This window comes from Nonomuraea sp. 10N515B, assembly GCF_052245915.1.
GTDB lineage: Bacteria > Actinomycetota > Actinomycetes > Streptosporangiales > Streptosporangiaceae > Nonomuraea.
Genome location: NZ_JBQQBQ010000078.1, coordinates 1 through 14,793 on the forward strand (window position 1 = coordinate 1; position 14,793 = coordinate 14,793).

A 14,793-nucleotide genomic window follows, 5' to 3' on the forward strand; every position below is an offset into this window, starting at 1 on the left:
CCTGGTCCGCGCCGGGGCGAAGTTCCGCAAGGGCAAGCTCATCGAGCGGCCCGAGGAATCACCGGCTATCGAAGAGCAGTCGGCAGCCGCCTGAAAGATCTTGATCCACAGGTATTGACGATTCCTCTGGAGGATGGTACGCACAAGCTGACGATCGTGCGGGACGGCACGGTCGTCCACTGCCGATCTCAGCTTCTGCTGTCGGCGGGCACGAGCAGGCTGGTGACCTCGGCGATCGCATCTGCCGACGGGTGGAAGTAGCGCCGCACGTTCTCTGGCTTCTTGTGCCGCGACTTTCGCCGTGAGCATCGGCAGGCGAGCCAGGATGCGAAGGCTCGTGTCCTTGCTGGGCTATGGAGCATGTGCTTCCTTCCCGGACCATCTCTGACCCTACTTGGGTCCGAGCCCGGAAGCTTCGGGGCACCTCAGAGACAGAACTGGGCTCAGCCCGGTGCGCTGCAAGATGAGGCGTTTGAATTGGCCGCGGGCCCCGGCCAATACGAGGTCGCTGCCCGGCAACAACCGCGGCACGCCGGATATCCGAGAGCAGGCTGCCTAAGCTGAGACCTCCTTGGCCTCCATCGGTCGGCGCTGCGCTCGGATGACGAGGCGTGTTCATGGCTTACGTGCGACGCCTGCCAGGGAGACGGTCGCGGAGATCGGCTTGTCCCACCGGTCGGGTTCGGGGCGCCACTCCGCGGTCGGTACGAGACCGGGGTCGATCAAGTCCAGCCCGTCGAAGAAGCTCGCAAACTGTTCGGGGCTGCGCAGCTGGTAGGTGTTGTTCGCGTTCTGGTTGTAGATGCGCAGCGCCTCTACCAGCGGGGGATGGACGTTCGTGCCGTCGGTGAACGCGAGGTAACTCCCCGATGGGAGGGGGTCGAGGATGGCGTCGATGAGGCCCTTCGGATCTTCCTCATCGGTGACCTGACCGGCGATGCCGAGCATCATCACCGCCACCGGCCGGGTGAAGTCCAGGATCTCCGCCGCGCCCTGCAAGATCACGTCGGGCTGGCGGAAGTCCGCGTCCAGATAGGTGGTCGCACCCTGCTCCGTGCTGGTGAGCAGGGCGCGGGCGTGGACCAGCACGATCGGGTCGTTGTCGACGTAGACGACACGGGAATCCGGGGCGATCCGTTGCGCGACCTCATGGGTGTTGTTGGCCGTTGGCAACCCAGTGCCGATGTCCAGGAACTGCCGGATGCCCACCTCGCCGGCAAGACAACTGACCGCGCGGATGAGAAACTGCCGCTGCAAGCGGGCCACCTCAGCGTAATCAGGGAACAAGGCCATCATCTTCGTGGCTGCTTCGCGATCGGCCGCGAAGTTGTCCTTGCCGCCGAGCAGGAAATCCCAGAGCCGCGCCGAATGCGGGATGGCGGTGTTGACGCGCGCCCATGCCGCTCGAGCGTCGGTGTGGTCGTCACTCATGAAGATCCTTCAGTCGGGGGACTCGACCGTCCCGCCTCGCTCCCGGGTCGCCAAATCCTGCCTCAGGCGCGTCTACCTACGCCAGGGCGTCGGCTCCGGCTGGACGTATTGAATCGATCTTAACGGGTACACCGCCATCCCGAGTGCTTACTGGTGGCCCGGAGGATTTCCGTAAGTGCGCAAACCAGCTGTGGTCGGCATAAGCGTGAACCAGCGCCGCCAGCGCAACGTCCAACTCTTCCCCGTCGACGTGCCCGGCACAGTAGCCATGCCCATCGGAGCTCATCCCCCGTTAACTGGCCAGCGGGGGGCGCTCGGTCTTCTACCCGCTGCTAGGCCTCTGCCACCATGGCCTGAATCGTCAAATCCACAGCAGTGCTGAACCTTAATGAAACAGGGAGCTGGCGCTGTGGGTTCCGACCCGTGGGCGGCTTGGTGATCAGCGGCCGGCGACCGGCCATACAATCTGGCCATGCGTCCTGATCTCGCCCGCGACCGCACAGCCGGTCACTGACGGCCGCATGTCCGAGTCCCAAGACGGAACCACGTCGGCCGCCCCGTTCGGCAGTGCGTCTCAGGAGAGGTTCGTTCTGTCACGCCGGTACGCCGCGGGCACGGGTGGTGTTCGCGGATTGCTGATCACGATGCTGGGTGATTACGTGCGCCCGGCCGGGCAGCCCGCTCCCACGTCGGCCTTCGTCGATGCGCTGGGTCGCTTCGGTGTCAAGGAGGAAGCTTGCCGGCAGGCCCTGGCGCGCGCGGCCGCGGACGGTTGGCTCATCCCCAATCGTGAAGGGCGGTACACGTGGTTGCACCTCAGCCCGGCCTTCCAAGAGTTCCTCGACCTCGGCGCTGAGCGGATCTTCGGCTTCACCGCGGCCCAGCCGGAGTGGGACGGCCGATGGCTGGTAGTGCTGGCACGGGCCGCCGAGACCAACCGGGCCGGACGTCACCTGCTGCGCACGCGGCTGCGCTGGGCGGGATTCGGAAGCCCGGCGCCTGGTGTCTGGGTCACCACGCACACCGACCGGGTCGTCGAGGCCGAGTTCGTCCTCGACGAAGCCGAGGTGCGCGAGGAGGCGCAGATCTTCCTCTCCGAATATCTCGCCGGCGGCGAGTTGTCGATCCTCGTCCGGCAGGCGTGGGACCTCGACGAAGTCGAGCAGGAATACGAGGCGTTCCTTGCCGAGTTCGCCCGCCCGCCCTCCGATGATCCACTGGTCCGGCTCACGCGACTCGTCCACGCCTGGCGCCGGCTCGCTCTGATCGATCCCGCGCTCCCCACGCAACTGCTTCCCCAGGGATGGCACGGCGCGCGCGCCGTGAAGCTCTTCCATCGGCAGCATGCGAGGTGGGAGCCGGCCGCGACCCGCGAGTGGGAACGAATCTGCGCGCAGATGAGATAGGCCTCGGCGCAGCCGCTCTCGGCCTGTCGCGTCTGACCGTGCCTCAGCATCCCAGCCATGAGATTCTACAAAACTATGAACGAACGTCATGCTGTTGTACTGTTTGCTGTCGGCAGGCCATCGGTGTGGCAGCGGAGGCTTTCGGGCTCTTCTGCAGGTGGGCGCCCCAGATCGTCTCTCCTGCGAAAGGAGCCTTTGATGGCCATGTCCACCGAGCCGGAGATCCGCACTACGGCGGGAACGGTCCGAGGTCGCAGGGAAGGAGGGTTGGCGGTCTTCCGCGGCATCCCCTTTGCGCAGCCCCCGGTTGGCCCGGCACGCTTCGCCGCCCCGCAGCGGGTGCGCGGGTGGGACGGCGTGCGGGAGGCGTTCGCGTTCGGCCCGCCGCCCCCGCAGGCGACCATGGCAGGGCTCCCCCCAGCAGCGGGCGGCGCCGTCGGGGACGAGTGGCTGACGCTCAACGTCTGGACCCCCGATCCGGGCGCCCGCTTGCCGGTCATGGTGTGGATCTACGGCGGTGCCTACATGTTCGGGATGTCGGCCGACCCCGGCTACGACGGGACCTTGCTGGCAGAGGCCGGCGTGGTCGTGGTGACCTGCAACTACCGGGTCGGCATGGAAGGGTTCGCGCACATCGACGGGGCGCCGGCCAACCGCGGCCTGCTCGACCAGGTCGCCGCGCTGGAATGGGTGCAGGAGAACATCGAAGCCTTCGGCGGGGACCCCGGCCGGGTCACCGTCTTCGGCGAGTCCGCCGGCGCGGGCTCGGTCGCCGCGTTGATGAGCATGCCGCGCGCGGCGGGGCTCTTCCAGCGCGGGATCGCCCAGAGCGTTCCCGGCACGTTCTTCTCCGCGGAGCTGGCCGCCGACATCACCGCCGTCGTCGCCGGTGAGCTGGGCCTGGCCGCGACCACCGATGACCTGACAGATGTCGCGCCCGGCCGGCTGGCCGCGGCCGGTGACACGGTCACCGGCAAAATGCGCCTGTACGAGGAGCGATGGGGCGTGGTCGCGCACACGCCGACGATCTTCTCGCCCGTGGTCGACGGTGAGGTTTTGCCCACCACCCCGTGGCAGGCCCTGGCCGATGGCGCCGGCCGGGAGATCGAGCTGATCGTCGGCCACAACCGCGACGAATACCGGCTCTTCGTCGCCTTCGGCGGTCTGCTCGGGCAGGTCACAGGTGAGCAAGGGGCCGCGGCGCTGCGGGTGTTCGCCCCCGACGGCGGGCACGGCTATCGTGCGGCCTTCCCCTCCGCCGACGCAGGGGAGCTGTTCGAGCTGGTGCAGTCCGACTGGCTGTTCCGCATGCCCTCGCTGCACCTCGCCGAGGCGCAGGCCGCCGGCGGGGGCCGCGTGCACCTGTACGAACTGACCTGGCCCGCGCCCGGCATGGGCGGGATGCTGGGCGCCTGCCACGGTTTGGACGTCCCGCTCACCTTTGGCGTCTTCGACGCAGGCCTCGGCGTCGGCCTGATGGGCGACCCGGCCTCTCCCCAGGCTGAAGCCTTGTCCCGGCACGTCCGCACGGCGTGGACGACGTTCGCCGCCACCGGCGACCCCGGCTGGCCCGCCTACGAACCCCAGCGCCGCCTGACCCAGATCCTGGACAGCGAACCGATGGTCACCACCTACCCGGAGGAGACCTCTCGCCGGCTCTGGCGCGACCACACCTTCGCCCCGCTGCCCCGCCTGTGATCACACCCATAGGGCCACGAAGCGTGGCGTACTCCTGAGCCCACGCGGAACGATGCCGCAGCCTGGCGGGCGCTTGTGGCGTGGGCCAGCCCAGCCCACGGGCCCTTCGACGTGAGCTCCTTGATCGCGGTGAGCAGCGCGTCGGCTGCCTGGTCGATCTCGGCCTGACCGGCGAGGTTCGATCGGGCGGTGTCCAGAACGGCGTCCAGAGCGGCGTCCAGAGCCTCGAGGCCGGCCTCGGTGTATCGGTCGCGCTCGACGGCCTCAGCCTCGGCTATCAGCAGGTCGAGCAGGGTTCGGTCGTCGTGTTCGACGAGGTCGCGTGTTCAAGGCGTTCCTGGCAGATGAGGCTGGGCGGGAGCATCGCGTTCCGCCCAGCCTCATGCGCGGTGAGGTGTCACTTGGCGAGTGGCGTCACTGCGATCTTGTCCACGTTGGGGGCGTACTTCGAGCGGAGCAGGATGTCGGGGAAGGTGTCGGAGATGTAGGAGTCACTGTCGAAGCTCGGCAGTTCCTGCGCGGCGAAGGCGATGGTGTTGGCTCCCTTCTTGAGCTGGACCGGGATGGTCAGCTCCCAGAAGTTGTCGGCGTGGAAGGAGTGGGGGAACCAGGCGCGCTGGGGCTGGGCGCCGTTGATGGAGATCTCCGCGTGGCGGGCCAGTGGGTCGGGGTTGTAGTGGGAGGCGGGGGACTGTTCGGGGTTGGAGTAGCGGACGGTCAGAGCGTAGGCGCCGTCCTTGGGGGCGGTGACATCGAAGGTGAGGGTGTTGGCGTTGCCGGGGGCGCCGCCGATGTCGGTGACGGCCTTGCCGCCGCCGGCCAGCGGGTAGCCGGCGACCTTGGCGGTGCCGGCGAGGCGGGCGGCTTCGGCTTCGTACCAGGTGGGTGTGAGGGTGCCGTCGGTGTCGGCGACGCGGAGGCTGTCCAGGCGGAGCTTGCCAGACTGCCCGGTGAGGGTGATCTTGTTGATGCCGCCGGCGAGGAACGCCTTGACCGTGGTGTCGGCGTTGACGCCGGTGAGGCGGTGGCCGTTGACGTCGAGCCAGGCGCGGCCGCCGCCGAGGGTGTCGATGGTGAGGGTGGATTCGCCGTCGTCAGGGGAGTAGACCCAGAAGGTCGCGGTCTGGTCCTTGCTGATGGTGGTGTGGCCGGGGCCGGAGACCTTCGTGCGGCCATAGTCGGTGCGGGCGCCCTGGAGGGTGGCGTACTCGGCCTCGTAGATGGTCTCGGCCGCCGCGGGGTTGGCGAGGGAGAGGTCGATCTTGTCGATGAGGGCGTCGCCCTTGGTGGCACGGGTACCGTCCAGGCTGCGCGCGGCCAGGGTGATCACGTGCTCGCCCTTGGTGAGTGCGACCCTGGTGTCGGCGTGGTCCCAGACCACCCACTTGTATCCCAAGGGCAGGTGGAGTTCCTGCTCGGCGCCGCCGTCGACGCGGAGGAAGACGTTGGTGGGGCCTTGTTCGCGTACGGCGTCGAAAGTGTTGAGGGAGTTGGCGAAGACCGACAGGTCGTACGTGCCGTCCTGAGGGACGGAGACCTTGAAGTCGAGGGTCAGGGTGGAGCCGGTGCGCAGACCACCGACGTTGTAGCGGCCGGAGGTGTAGAACTTGGCGACGTTCGAGGGTGAGCCCTCGGGGCCGTTGCGGTAGTAGGGGGTGCCGGTGTGGGCGGCGTGCTCGGCCTCGTACGTCGCCTGCCAGAGCTTGGTCGCCTGGGCGGGAGAGGTGGTGCCGCCTCCCGGGGTGAGGATGATCTGGTACGCCGACGCCTCCTTGAGCTGGGGCAGCGCGTCGCCGAAGGCGAAGATCACGGAGCCGTCCCGCACCGGTTGGTCCAGTTCGGCGAGGACCTCGGGCTGGGCGGAGTCGCCGAGCTGGCCGGTCCACGGGATCTCTTGGACCAGCGCGTGCACGGTCCCGCCGAACAGGGCGGTGTCCACGTTGTCGAACCTGATGTCGACCTTGCCGGACGTGCCGCCGAACAGGGCGCGGGCCTGCGCCTTGGCCTTGTCGAGCGTCGCGACGCCCTGCAGGGAGTAGCTCACGTTGGGGCGCGGCGGCGTGAGCTTGACCGTGTTGCCGGACATCTGGCCGTAGGCGTTGAGCAGCCACCACTGGCCGTTGCCCCGGTTGGCCTGCACGGCGGAGTCGGACAGGTTGCCGTCGATGTTCCAGTACGCGATGTCGGCGTCGACCTTCGACTCCTCGATGGCCGAGGCCCACTGGATCATCTGGCCGGGCACCGAGGTGTGGTAGTTGTAGGCGTACTCGTTGAGGTTGATCGGCAGCTGCTTGCCCTCATACGGGGTGCCCGCGAACAGCGCCTTCTCCCAGCCGCGGTACTTCGCCACGTTGCTGCGGATGCGGGCGGGGTCGCCGAGCTCGTGCCAGGTGACCACGTCGGGGACGGTCTTCGCCGCGACGGTGTGCCGCAGGAAGCCCTCCACCTGGGAATACAGCACGCTCGTGTTGGGCCCGGCGATGCGGGCGGCCGGCATCTTGCCCTTGATGAGCGCATAGACCTCGTCCCACGCCTTGAAGTAATACTGCGGGTCGCTGAGCCAGCTGATCCGGTTGTAGCTCCACCCTCCGGTGCCGAACATGTTGCCTTCTGGCTCGTTGAACGGCACGAAGACGATGTTGTCCTGATATTTCGGGTCGAGCTTTCGGAGCTCGAGGACCTGGTCGACCTGCTTGGCGATCTTCGCCTTGAAGTCGTTCAGCCTGGCCTCGGGAGTACTGCCGGGCCACTGGTAGGGGAAGCCGCGGTAGATGTCGGTCATGTAGATGTACACGTCGCCGTCCGTGGCGTCGGCCAGGGGCTTGACCACTTCGAGAGCGTCGGCGCCCGGGTGCTGGGGGCCGTCCTGCGCCTTGGTGGACACGGTGCGCAGGTTGATGCCTTCGAGGAGGTTGCTGGTGGGCAGGCCCTCGCCGTACACGCCGTAGAGCGTGCCGGACGCACCGCCGTGGAAGGCTCCGGTCTCGGCGCCGAGGTCGATGGCCAGCTCGTTGGCGATGACGCGGACGGTGACCTGGACCGGGGTTCCGTGCGCGGTGCCCTTGACGGTGAACTGGCCGACCTTGCCGTACTGCGCCGGATCGACGGCGTCCCAGGTGATCGGGACGGCGCGGCGGATGCCGTCGGAGAACTGCGCGACGGCGGTCTTCGGGAGGTCCGGAGCGACGTCCCTGAACGTGGTCACCTCGAAGGAGGCCTGTTCGACCTTCGTCACCGTGGCCAGGCGGTCGCCGGCCAGATCGGCGACCTGATCGGCGGTCATGGCGGCGTCGTACACGCGGAAGTCGTCCAGGGCGCCGGCCAGGAAGGGATGCCCGTTCCAGAACGGCTTGCCGAGGAAGCCGGAGGTCGTGTTGCCGTCGGCGTGCATGACCGCGGCCAGGTCGATCGCGGCCGCGGTGCTGCCGATGGCCGCGCCGTTGACGTAGTAGGTGATGGTCTTGCCGTCGATCGTGGTGACGAGGTTGACCCACTGGCCGGCCGGCAGCTTCTGTGTGCCGGGCACGCCTACTTCGGCGGTGCCGTTGACCGGCTTGATGGACGAGCGCGTGGTCGCTTCGCCGGCATAGGACGGAGTGACGAAGGTCGCGGTCGCGGCGTCCTTGCCGAGGTTGTAGACCCACTGGAAGTCAGGGCCGCCCGACCACTTCAGCCAGGTCGAGACGGTCATGGCGGACCGGCCGCGGAACAGGCCGTTCGGGATGGTCACGTACGGCGCCGTGGCAGAGCCGCTCGCGCCACCGGGCAGGGACAAGGCCTGCGTGCCGTCGGCGCCGGTGGCCGTGGTGGCCGAGCCGGGGTTGACCAGGGTGCCGTCGAGGCCGGAGGGGGAGCGGTCGGTGACGGTGCCGGCGGACAGGCCGCCTTCGAAGTCGTAGTGGAGCACGAGGTCCGGGGCTGCCGCCTGGGCGGCGGGTGCCGGTGAAGCGATGATCGGGATTACGGTCAGCGCGAGTGTGGCGGCGAGGAGGGCGTGGGGCACACGCATGCGTGCCCGCCGGGACAAGGGTTCAGCCATGCGCCTTTCCCATTTCGGGGAGTGCTGAAGGGAGTCGAATCGATTCGCCGAACCGATTCGACTGGACCTTAAGCGCCCCCTGGTGCGATGGTCAAGAGCGAGAAACGTGCGTGACACGTCGCCGCCATGTCGCCGTCATGCGAGCCGCAATCCTGGAAGCGGGCGTGCACGTGCGTGAGTGCCGCCGCCCTCAGGTCGAGCGACCTGCGGATCCACGAGCCCGTGTGGTCAGGCGCGTGGCCGGGCGGGCCCGGTTGTGCCGCGGAGCGAGATCGGCGGGGCGACCAGGAGGTGCCGGTGCGGGATGGCCGGGTCGGCGATCCGCTGGATGAGCAGCTCGACGGCCCGGGCGCCCATATCGTCGGCCGGGACGTCGGCGGCGGTGAGCGGCGGATGCAGGCTCTCGGCCCAGTGCTGGGCGGCCACGCCGGCGACGGAGAAGTCTCCGGGCACGGTCAAGCCCGCTTCGGTCAGCGCGCGGTACATGCCGGACACCGCCGCCTCGTTGATGGTGGCGATGGCGGTCAGGTCCGGTTGCTGAGCAAGGAGCTGCTGGAGGCACGACTGTCCGGATGGGGGGTCGTCGCCGCAGCAGACCTGAACGCCGTGCAGGCCGCGTTCGGCGATGGCGCGGTCGAAGCCGGCCTGTGCGCGGTGGCCCGGGCCGTATCCGGCGGCGACCAGCTCGGCGTTGCGGTTGACCAGCGCCAGATGCCGGTGGCCGAGATCGGCGAGGTGGTGGACGCACTTGGCGATGAGCGTCTCGTAGTCGATGTCCACCCAGGACATGTCCTCGGGGTGGCGGGTACGGCCGATGCCGACGAACGGCAGGCCGCTCTGGAGTAGCCGGGCGACCCGGTCGTCCTCCAGGCGGATCTCCATGAGGACGACGCCGTCCACGCGCCGTCCGGTGACGACGCGCTCGAAGGAGCGGTCGTGCTCGCCGCCCGAGGGCGACAGCAGGACGTCCAGGTCGGCGCGGGCGGCGGCGTCGACCACGCTGGCCACGAAGCCGAGCTGCATGTCGGTCAGGCGCCGGCCGGCCGGCGGTATGACCAGGCCGATCGTGCGGGTGCGGCCCTCCTTCAGCGCCCTGGCGGAGGCGTTGGGGCGGTAGCCCAGCTCGTCGATGACGGTCAGGATGCGGCGTTTGGTCTCCTCCGAGACCGGGCGCTTGCCGGTGAGCGCGTACGAGACGGTGCTGCGCGACACGCCCGCCCGCTTGGCGATCTCTCCGATGTTCACCCGTGCTCCTCGTCCGAATCCGCCGGTCGGCGACCATCGTAGGTCGAACCGGTTCATGCGAGGTACCCACCCCGGTTTCGTGGCGAAGTCGTATCGATTGCCGCAAGGCTTCCGCCCGCCCATTGACGCGCAGGATGGAGCGGGCCTATCTTCGGTCGAACCGATTCGGCGAACCGATTCGACTTCGAATGGAAACAGCCGCGTAACGCCTGTCTGCGGAGGTCAGATCAATGAGATCAGCGGCAAGGAGCCGGCGTACGGCCGGTGTGAGCCTGGCGGTCCTGGCCGCCGTGGGCGGGCTCGCCGCCTGCGGCTCGTCATCGTCCGGCGGTGACGGCGGCTCGACGAGTGCGAGCCAGGCCGCCGGGGGCGGCGCCTACACGATCTGGGACCCCTACCCCCAGTACGACAAGAGCTCGGAGTGGGTGAAGCTCCTGGAGACGTGCGGCACCCAGGCCGGGGTGAAGGTCGAGCGGACCGGCTACGACACCAGCGACCTGACCAACAAGGCGCTGCTGGCCGCCCAGCAGGGCAACTCGCCGGACGTGCTCATCGTGGACAACCCCGTGGTCTCGACGCTGGCCGAGGGCGGGGTCCTGACCACCACGGAGGAGAACAAGCTCGACGTCTCCGCGATCGGGCCGAACCTGCTGGCCGCCGGGCAGATCGGCGGCAAGACCTACGGCGTTCCCATCGGCGCCAACACCCTGGCCCTCTACTACAACAAGGACGTCCTGAAGAAGGCCGGCGTGGACGTCGCCTCCGTCAAGGACTGGGCGTCGCTGACCGCGGCGCTGGAGAAGGTGAAGGCGTCCGGCAAGAAGGGCATCACGTTCTCGGCGATCGGCACCGAGGAGGGCAGTTTCCAGTTCCTGCCCTGGTTCTGGGGCTCCGGCGCGAACCTCACCAAGCTCGACTCGCCCGAAGGCGTGTCCGCGGTGGCGCTGTGGACGGACTGGCTGAAGAAGGGGTACGCCCCCAACTCCGTCATCAACAACACCCAGACCACGAGCTGGCAGGAGTTCGCCGCCGGCGACTACGCCTTCGCCGAGAACGGCACCTGGCAGCTCGCCAACGCCAAGAAGGCCGGCTTCGACTACGGCATCATCCCCATCCCGGGCAAGGACGGCGGCACCGCGCCCGCCCCGACCGGCGGCGAGTTCGTCAGCATCCCGGTGCAGTCCGACACCGCCCGCTACGCCACCTCCCAGAAGCTCGTGACCTGCCTGACCAGCACCGACAACTCGCTCACCACGACGACCACTCTGTCCTACATCGCGCCCACCGAAGCGGTGCAGGCCAAGCAGGTGGCGGCCAACCCCGATCTGACGGTGTGGGTCGAAGCGGTTAAGGCGGCCAAGGGCCGCACCAGCGACGACCTGGGGACGAAATACCCGAAGATCTCCGAACCGATGTGGGGCGCGGTGCAGGCGGCGCTGAGCGGCTCGAAGTCGCCGCAGGACGCCATGGCGGCGGCCCAGTCCGCGGCGGCGAGCGCGACCCAGTAGCGGCATGAGCCACCTCACGCAGACGGCGGTGCGTCCCGCCCGCGGCTCCGCCCCGGCACGGGGGCGGGGCCATCGGGCGGCGCGCACCGGATCCGGGCAGTGGGCGGCGTGGGCGTTCCTCGCCCCGGTCGTCGCCTACCTGCTCGTGTTCTACGCCTATCCGCTGTATCGCAACGTCGAGCTGAGCCTGCGCAACTACACGGTGCGCTCGTTCGTGCAGGGCGACGCGCCGTTCGCCGGGGCCGACAACTACGCCAAGGTCTTCGGCGACGCCACGTTCGGGCCCGCGCTGTGGCACACCGTGGTGTTCACGCTGGTGTCGCTGGTCTTCCAGTTCGGCATCGGGCTCGCGCTGGCGTTGTTCTTCGTCAAGCACTTCCGGCTGTCGGCCACGTTGCGGGCGCTGTTCCTGGTGCCCTGGCTGCTGCCGCTCATCGTGTCGGCCTCGACCTGGTCGTGGATGCTCAACAGCGACTCCGGGGTGGTCAACGCGGCGCTGAGCTGGTTCGGGATCGGGCCGGTGAACTGGCTGACCTCGCCGGACTGGTCGCTGTGGTCGGTGATCATCGCCAACATCTGGATCGGCATCCCGTTCAACCTGGTGGTGCTGTACTCCGGATTGCAGGCGATCCCCGCGGTCGTGTACGAGGCCGCCGCGCTGGACGGGGCGAGCGCCTGGCAGCGTTTCTGGAAGGTCACCTTCCCGCTGCTGCGCCCGGTCTCGGCGATCACCATCCTGCTCGGTCTGGTCTACACGCTGAAGGTGTTCGACATCATCTGGATCATGACCAAGGGCGGGCCGAGCGGGTCGTCGACCACGTTCGCCACCTGGTCCTACCGGCTCGGCTTCGGCAACCTGGTGCCCTCCTTCGGGCCCGGCGCGGCCGTGGGCAACCTGCTGATCGTGATGGCGCTCGCCTTCGGGCTGATCTACATCCGCGTGCAGCGAAGGCAGGCACTGGCATGAGGCACTGGAAGACCGCGGTCGGCTTGGCGCTGACCGGCGTGATGCTGTTCCCGGTCTACTGGATGATCAACGTGTCCTTCACCCGGGACACCGACATGCGTAAAAGCCCGCCGAACTGGTTCCCGATCGACGGCACGCTGGAGGGCTACCGGGCGGTGCTGGACCAGCAGCTTCCCTACCTGGGCGTGAGCCTGGTGGTCGGGCTGGGCACGGTGGCGCTGACGCTGCTGCTCGCGACGCCGGCCGCGTACTCGCTGGCCAAGCTGCGCCCGCGAGGTGGCGGAGTGCTGAGTTTCGTGCTGCTGATCGCGCAGATGATCCCCGGGATCATCATGGCGATGGGCTTCTACGCCATCTTCCTCAGCGCCGGCGTGCTCAACACCGTTCCCGGGCTCATCGTGGCCGACTCCACCCTCGCCGTGCCGTTCGCGGTGCTGATCCTCACCACGTTCATGTCCGGCATCCCCGAGGAGCTGCTGCAGGCCGCCCGCACCGACGGCGCCGGCGTGGTGCGCACGTTCTGGTCGATCGTGCTGCCGGTCAGCCGCAACTCGCTCATCACGGTGTCGCTGTTCGCGTTCCTGTGGGCGTGGTCGGACTTCATCTTCGCCAGCACCCTCGACCAGGGCGGCGACCACCAGCCGATCACCCTCGGCATCTACCACTACATCGGCAACAACAACCAGGAGTGGAACGCCATCATGGCCACCGCCGTGATCGCCTCCATCCCGGCGACCATCCTGCTCGTCGTCGCCCAGCGCTACGTCGCCGCCGGCGTCACCGCGGGCGCTGTCAAAGATTGAGAAGGGACCCTCACTTCATGACCGTCGCCGCCTCCGGCCCGGTGTTCTCCCTACGGGAAATTCCGTTCAGCTACCACGGTTCGTGGTTCGGCTTCTCGCCCGTGGTGGCGGAGAAGACCTACGCCGAGGACGTGCACCTGGTCTCTCACCAGACCGGCATGCACCCCATCCTGCGGCTGATCCCCGACGCCGAGGCCGCGATCACGGCCACCCCGCACCAGCTCACCTGGAACCACGGCGAGGGCCGGATCGACCTCGCCTACGAGAGCGCCGACACGGTACGCGTGCGCGGCCGCGGTCTCGGGCTCCGGCTGGTGGCCGCCGACCCGGTCCTGACGCCGTTCAGCGGCCCGTACTTCTACCAGGACCCCGTCGACGGATCGTCCGTCTTCACCGTCTATCAGACCGGCCGCCGCTACCGGATCACCCTCCTCAGCGGGCAGGCCGAGCAGCTCGGCGCGCAGGCGCTGCGCACCGCCGAACGCGGCGTCGTCCTGAGCGGCGAGTGGGAGATCGCCATCGAGGAGTACGAAACCGCCCGCGCCCCCTATGCGAGCACGGACCCCTTCGAGCAGGTGGTCAAGGCCGCGCGGGCCGAGTTCGACGCGTTCGCCGGGGCCGTCGCGCCGTGGCGCGGCGACCGCACACCCGCCGCCGAGCTGGCCGCCTACGTGCTGTGGTCGGCCACCGTGCGCCCGGCCGGGTTCATCACCCGGCCCGCCGTGCTCATGTCCAAGCACTGGATGGACAAGGTGTGGAGCTGGGACCACTGCTTCAACGCCATCGCGGTCGCCGACGGCCTGCCCGGCCTGGCATGGGACCAATACCGCCTCCCCTTCGACCACCAGGACGCCGCCGGCGCGTTGCCCGACTCCGTCACCCACTCCGAGATCCTCTACAACTTCGTCAAGCCACCCATCCACGGCTGGGCCCTGCGTCACCTTCCGCCGCCGCCCGAGCCGGTGGACACGTACCGGCTGCTGGAACGCTGGACCACCTTCTGGCTGACGGCCCGTCGCGCACCCGGCCACGAACTGCCGCACTACCAGCACGGCAACGACAGCGGCTGGGACAACGCCACCACCTTCGACCCCGAGCGCATCGTCGAGACCGCCGACCTGGCCGCCTTCCTCGTCCTCCAGATGCGCGAGCTCGCCCGCCTGGCCACCGACCCGGGAGCGGCCGCCCGGTGGACGGAAGGGGCCGACCGGATGCGCGACGCCTTGCTCGCCGAACTGTGGGACGGCGAACGGTTCGTCGCCCGCAGCGCCCATTCGACACGGACCTGGCCCAGCCTCAGCCTGCTCGACCTCATGCCGATCGTGCTCGGCGACGAACTGCCCGAACCCGTCCGCGCCGCCCTGGCCGCCGGCATCGAGAAGCACCTGACCGCATTCGGACCCGCCACCGAGCTGCCTGCCTCCGAGCACTACCAGGACGACGGCTACTGGCGAGGCCCGATCTGGGCGCCCTCGACCGTCCTCATCGAGGACGGCCTGCGCCGCGCCGGATACACCGACCTCGCCGATGAGATCAGCGCTCGCTTCCGCAAGCTGTGCGAGAAGTCCGGCTTCGCCGAGAACTTCGACGCCCGCACCGGCGAAGGGCTACGCGACCGGGCCTACACCTGGACGGCCAGCGCCTACCTCATCCTCGCCGCCGCCCACGAGCGGCGAAGCGGCAGCTGATCCCGCTG

Annotated in this window: 9 protein-coding genes; 6 read left to right on the plus strand and 3 right to left on the minus strand. The window is 68.8% G+C overall.

The genetic code is table 11. From position 1 onward, the window contains the following. Positions 1–615: 615 nt before the first annotated feature. Entirely contained in the window at positions 616–1,431 is an 816-nt protein-coding gene (locus ACTWQA_RS51870; protein WP_443166206.1) for an SAM-dependent methyltransferase, read from the minus strand. 521 nt (positions 1,432–1,952) lie between these two features. Here ACTWQA_RS51870 and ACTWQA_RS51875 point away from each other — a divergent pair. Together ACTWQA_RS51875 and ACTWQA_RS51880 are read left to right on the plus strand one after the other, a co-directional pair. Further along, positions 1,953–2,837: a PaaX family transcriptional regulator gene (locus tag ACTWQA_RS51875; RefSeq protein WP_443166207.1), complete on the plus strand. Its 885-nt coding sequence runs from the start codon at positions 1,953–1,955 to the stop codon at positions 2,835–2,837. Between the two features lie 198 nt (positions 2,838–3,035). Then, entirely contained in the window at positions 3,036–4,535 is a 1,500-nt protein-coding gene (locus ACTWQA_RS51880) for a carboxylesterase/lipase family protein (protein ID WP_443166208.1), read from the plus strand. A 397-nt stretch (positions 4,536–4,932) separates the two neighbouring features. Here the strand turns inward: ACTWQA_RS51880 and ACTWQA_RS51885 are convergent, their stop codons facing one another. Both ACTWQA_RS51885 and ACTWQA_RS51890 read right to left on the minus strand, forming a co-directional pair. Further along, complete coding sequence (locus ACTWQA_RS51885; RefSeq protein ID WP_443166209.1) at positions 4,933–8,574, minus strand: LamG-like jellyroll fold domain-containing protein; 3,642 nt, start codon at positions 8,572–8,574, stop codon at positions 4,933–4,935. Between the two features lie 228 nt (positions 8,575–8,802). Then, positions 8,803–9,819, minus strand: a complete 1,017-nt coding sequence (locus tag ACTWQA_RS51890; protein ID WP_443166210.1) for a LacI family DNA-binding transcriptional regulator — start codon at positions 9,817–9,819, stop codon at positions 8,803–8,805. Positions 9,820–10,049: 230 nt separating this feature from the next. On the opposite strand from ACTWQA_RS51890, the gene ACTWQA_RS51895 reads away from it, so the two are divergent. Genes ACTWQA_RS51895 through ACTWQA_RS51910 form a run of 4 tightly spaced genes read left to right on the plus strand, consistent with a single transcriptional unit; the run spans position 10,050 to position 14,785 of the window. Then, the gene (locus tag ACTWQA_RS51895; protein ID WP_443166211.1) at positions 10,050–11,327 is read left to right on the plus strand and encodes a sugar ABC transporter substrate-binding protein; all 1,278 of its coding nucleotides are present in this window, start codon (positions 10,050–10,052) and stop codon (positions 11,325–11,327) included. Between the two features lie 4 nt (positions 11,328–11,331). Next, complete coding sequence (locus tag ACTWQA_RS51900; RefSeq protein ID WP_443166212.1) at positions 11,332–12,294, plus strand: carbohydrate ABC transporter permease; 963 nt, start codon at positions 11,332–11,334, stop codon at positions 12,292–12,294. Further along, on the plus strand, positions 12,291–13,097 hold the full coding sequence (locus ACTWQA_RS51905; RefSeq protein ID WP_443166213.1) for a carbohydrate ABC transporter permease: 807 nt from the start codon (positions 12,291–12,293) through the stop codon (positions 13,095–13,097). The genes ACTWQA_RS51900 and ACTWQA_RS51905 overlap by 4 nt, the downstream gene beginning before the upstream one ends. Before the next feature lie 17 nt (positions 13,098–13,114). Then, on the plus strand, positions 13,115–14,785 hold the full coding sequence (locus tag ACTWQA_RS51910; RefSeq protein ID WP_443166214.1) for an MGH1-like glycoside hydrolase domain-containing protein: 1,671 nt from the start codon (positions 13,115–13,117) through the stop codon (positions 14,783–14,785). Positions 14,786–14,793 lie beyond the last annotated feature (8 nt).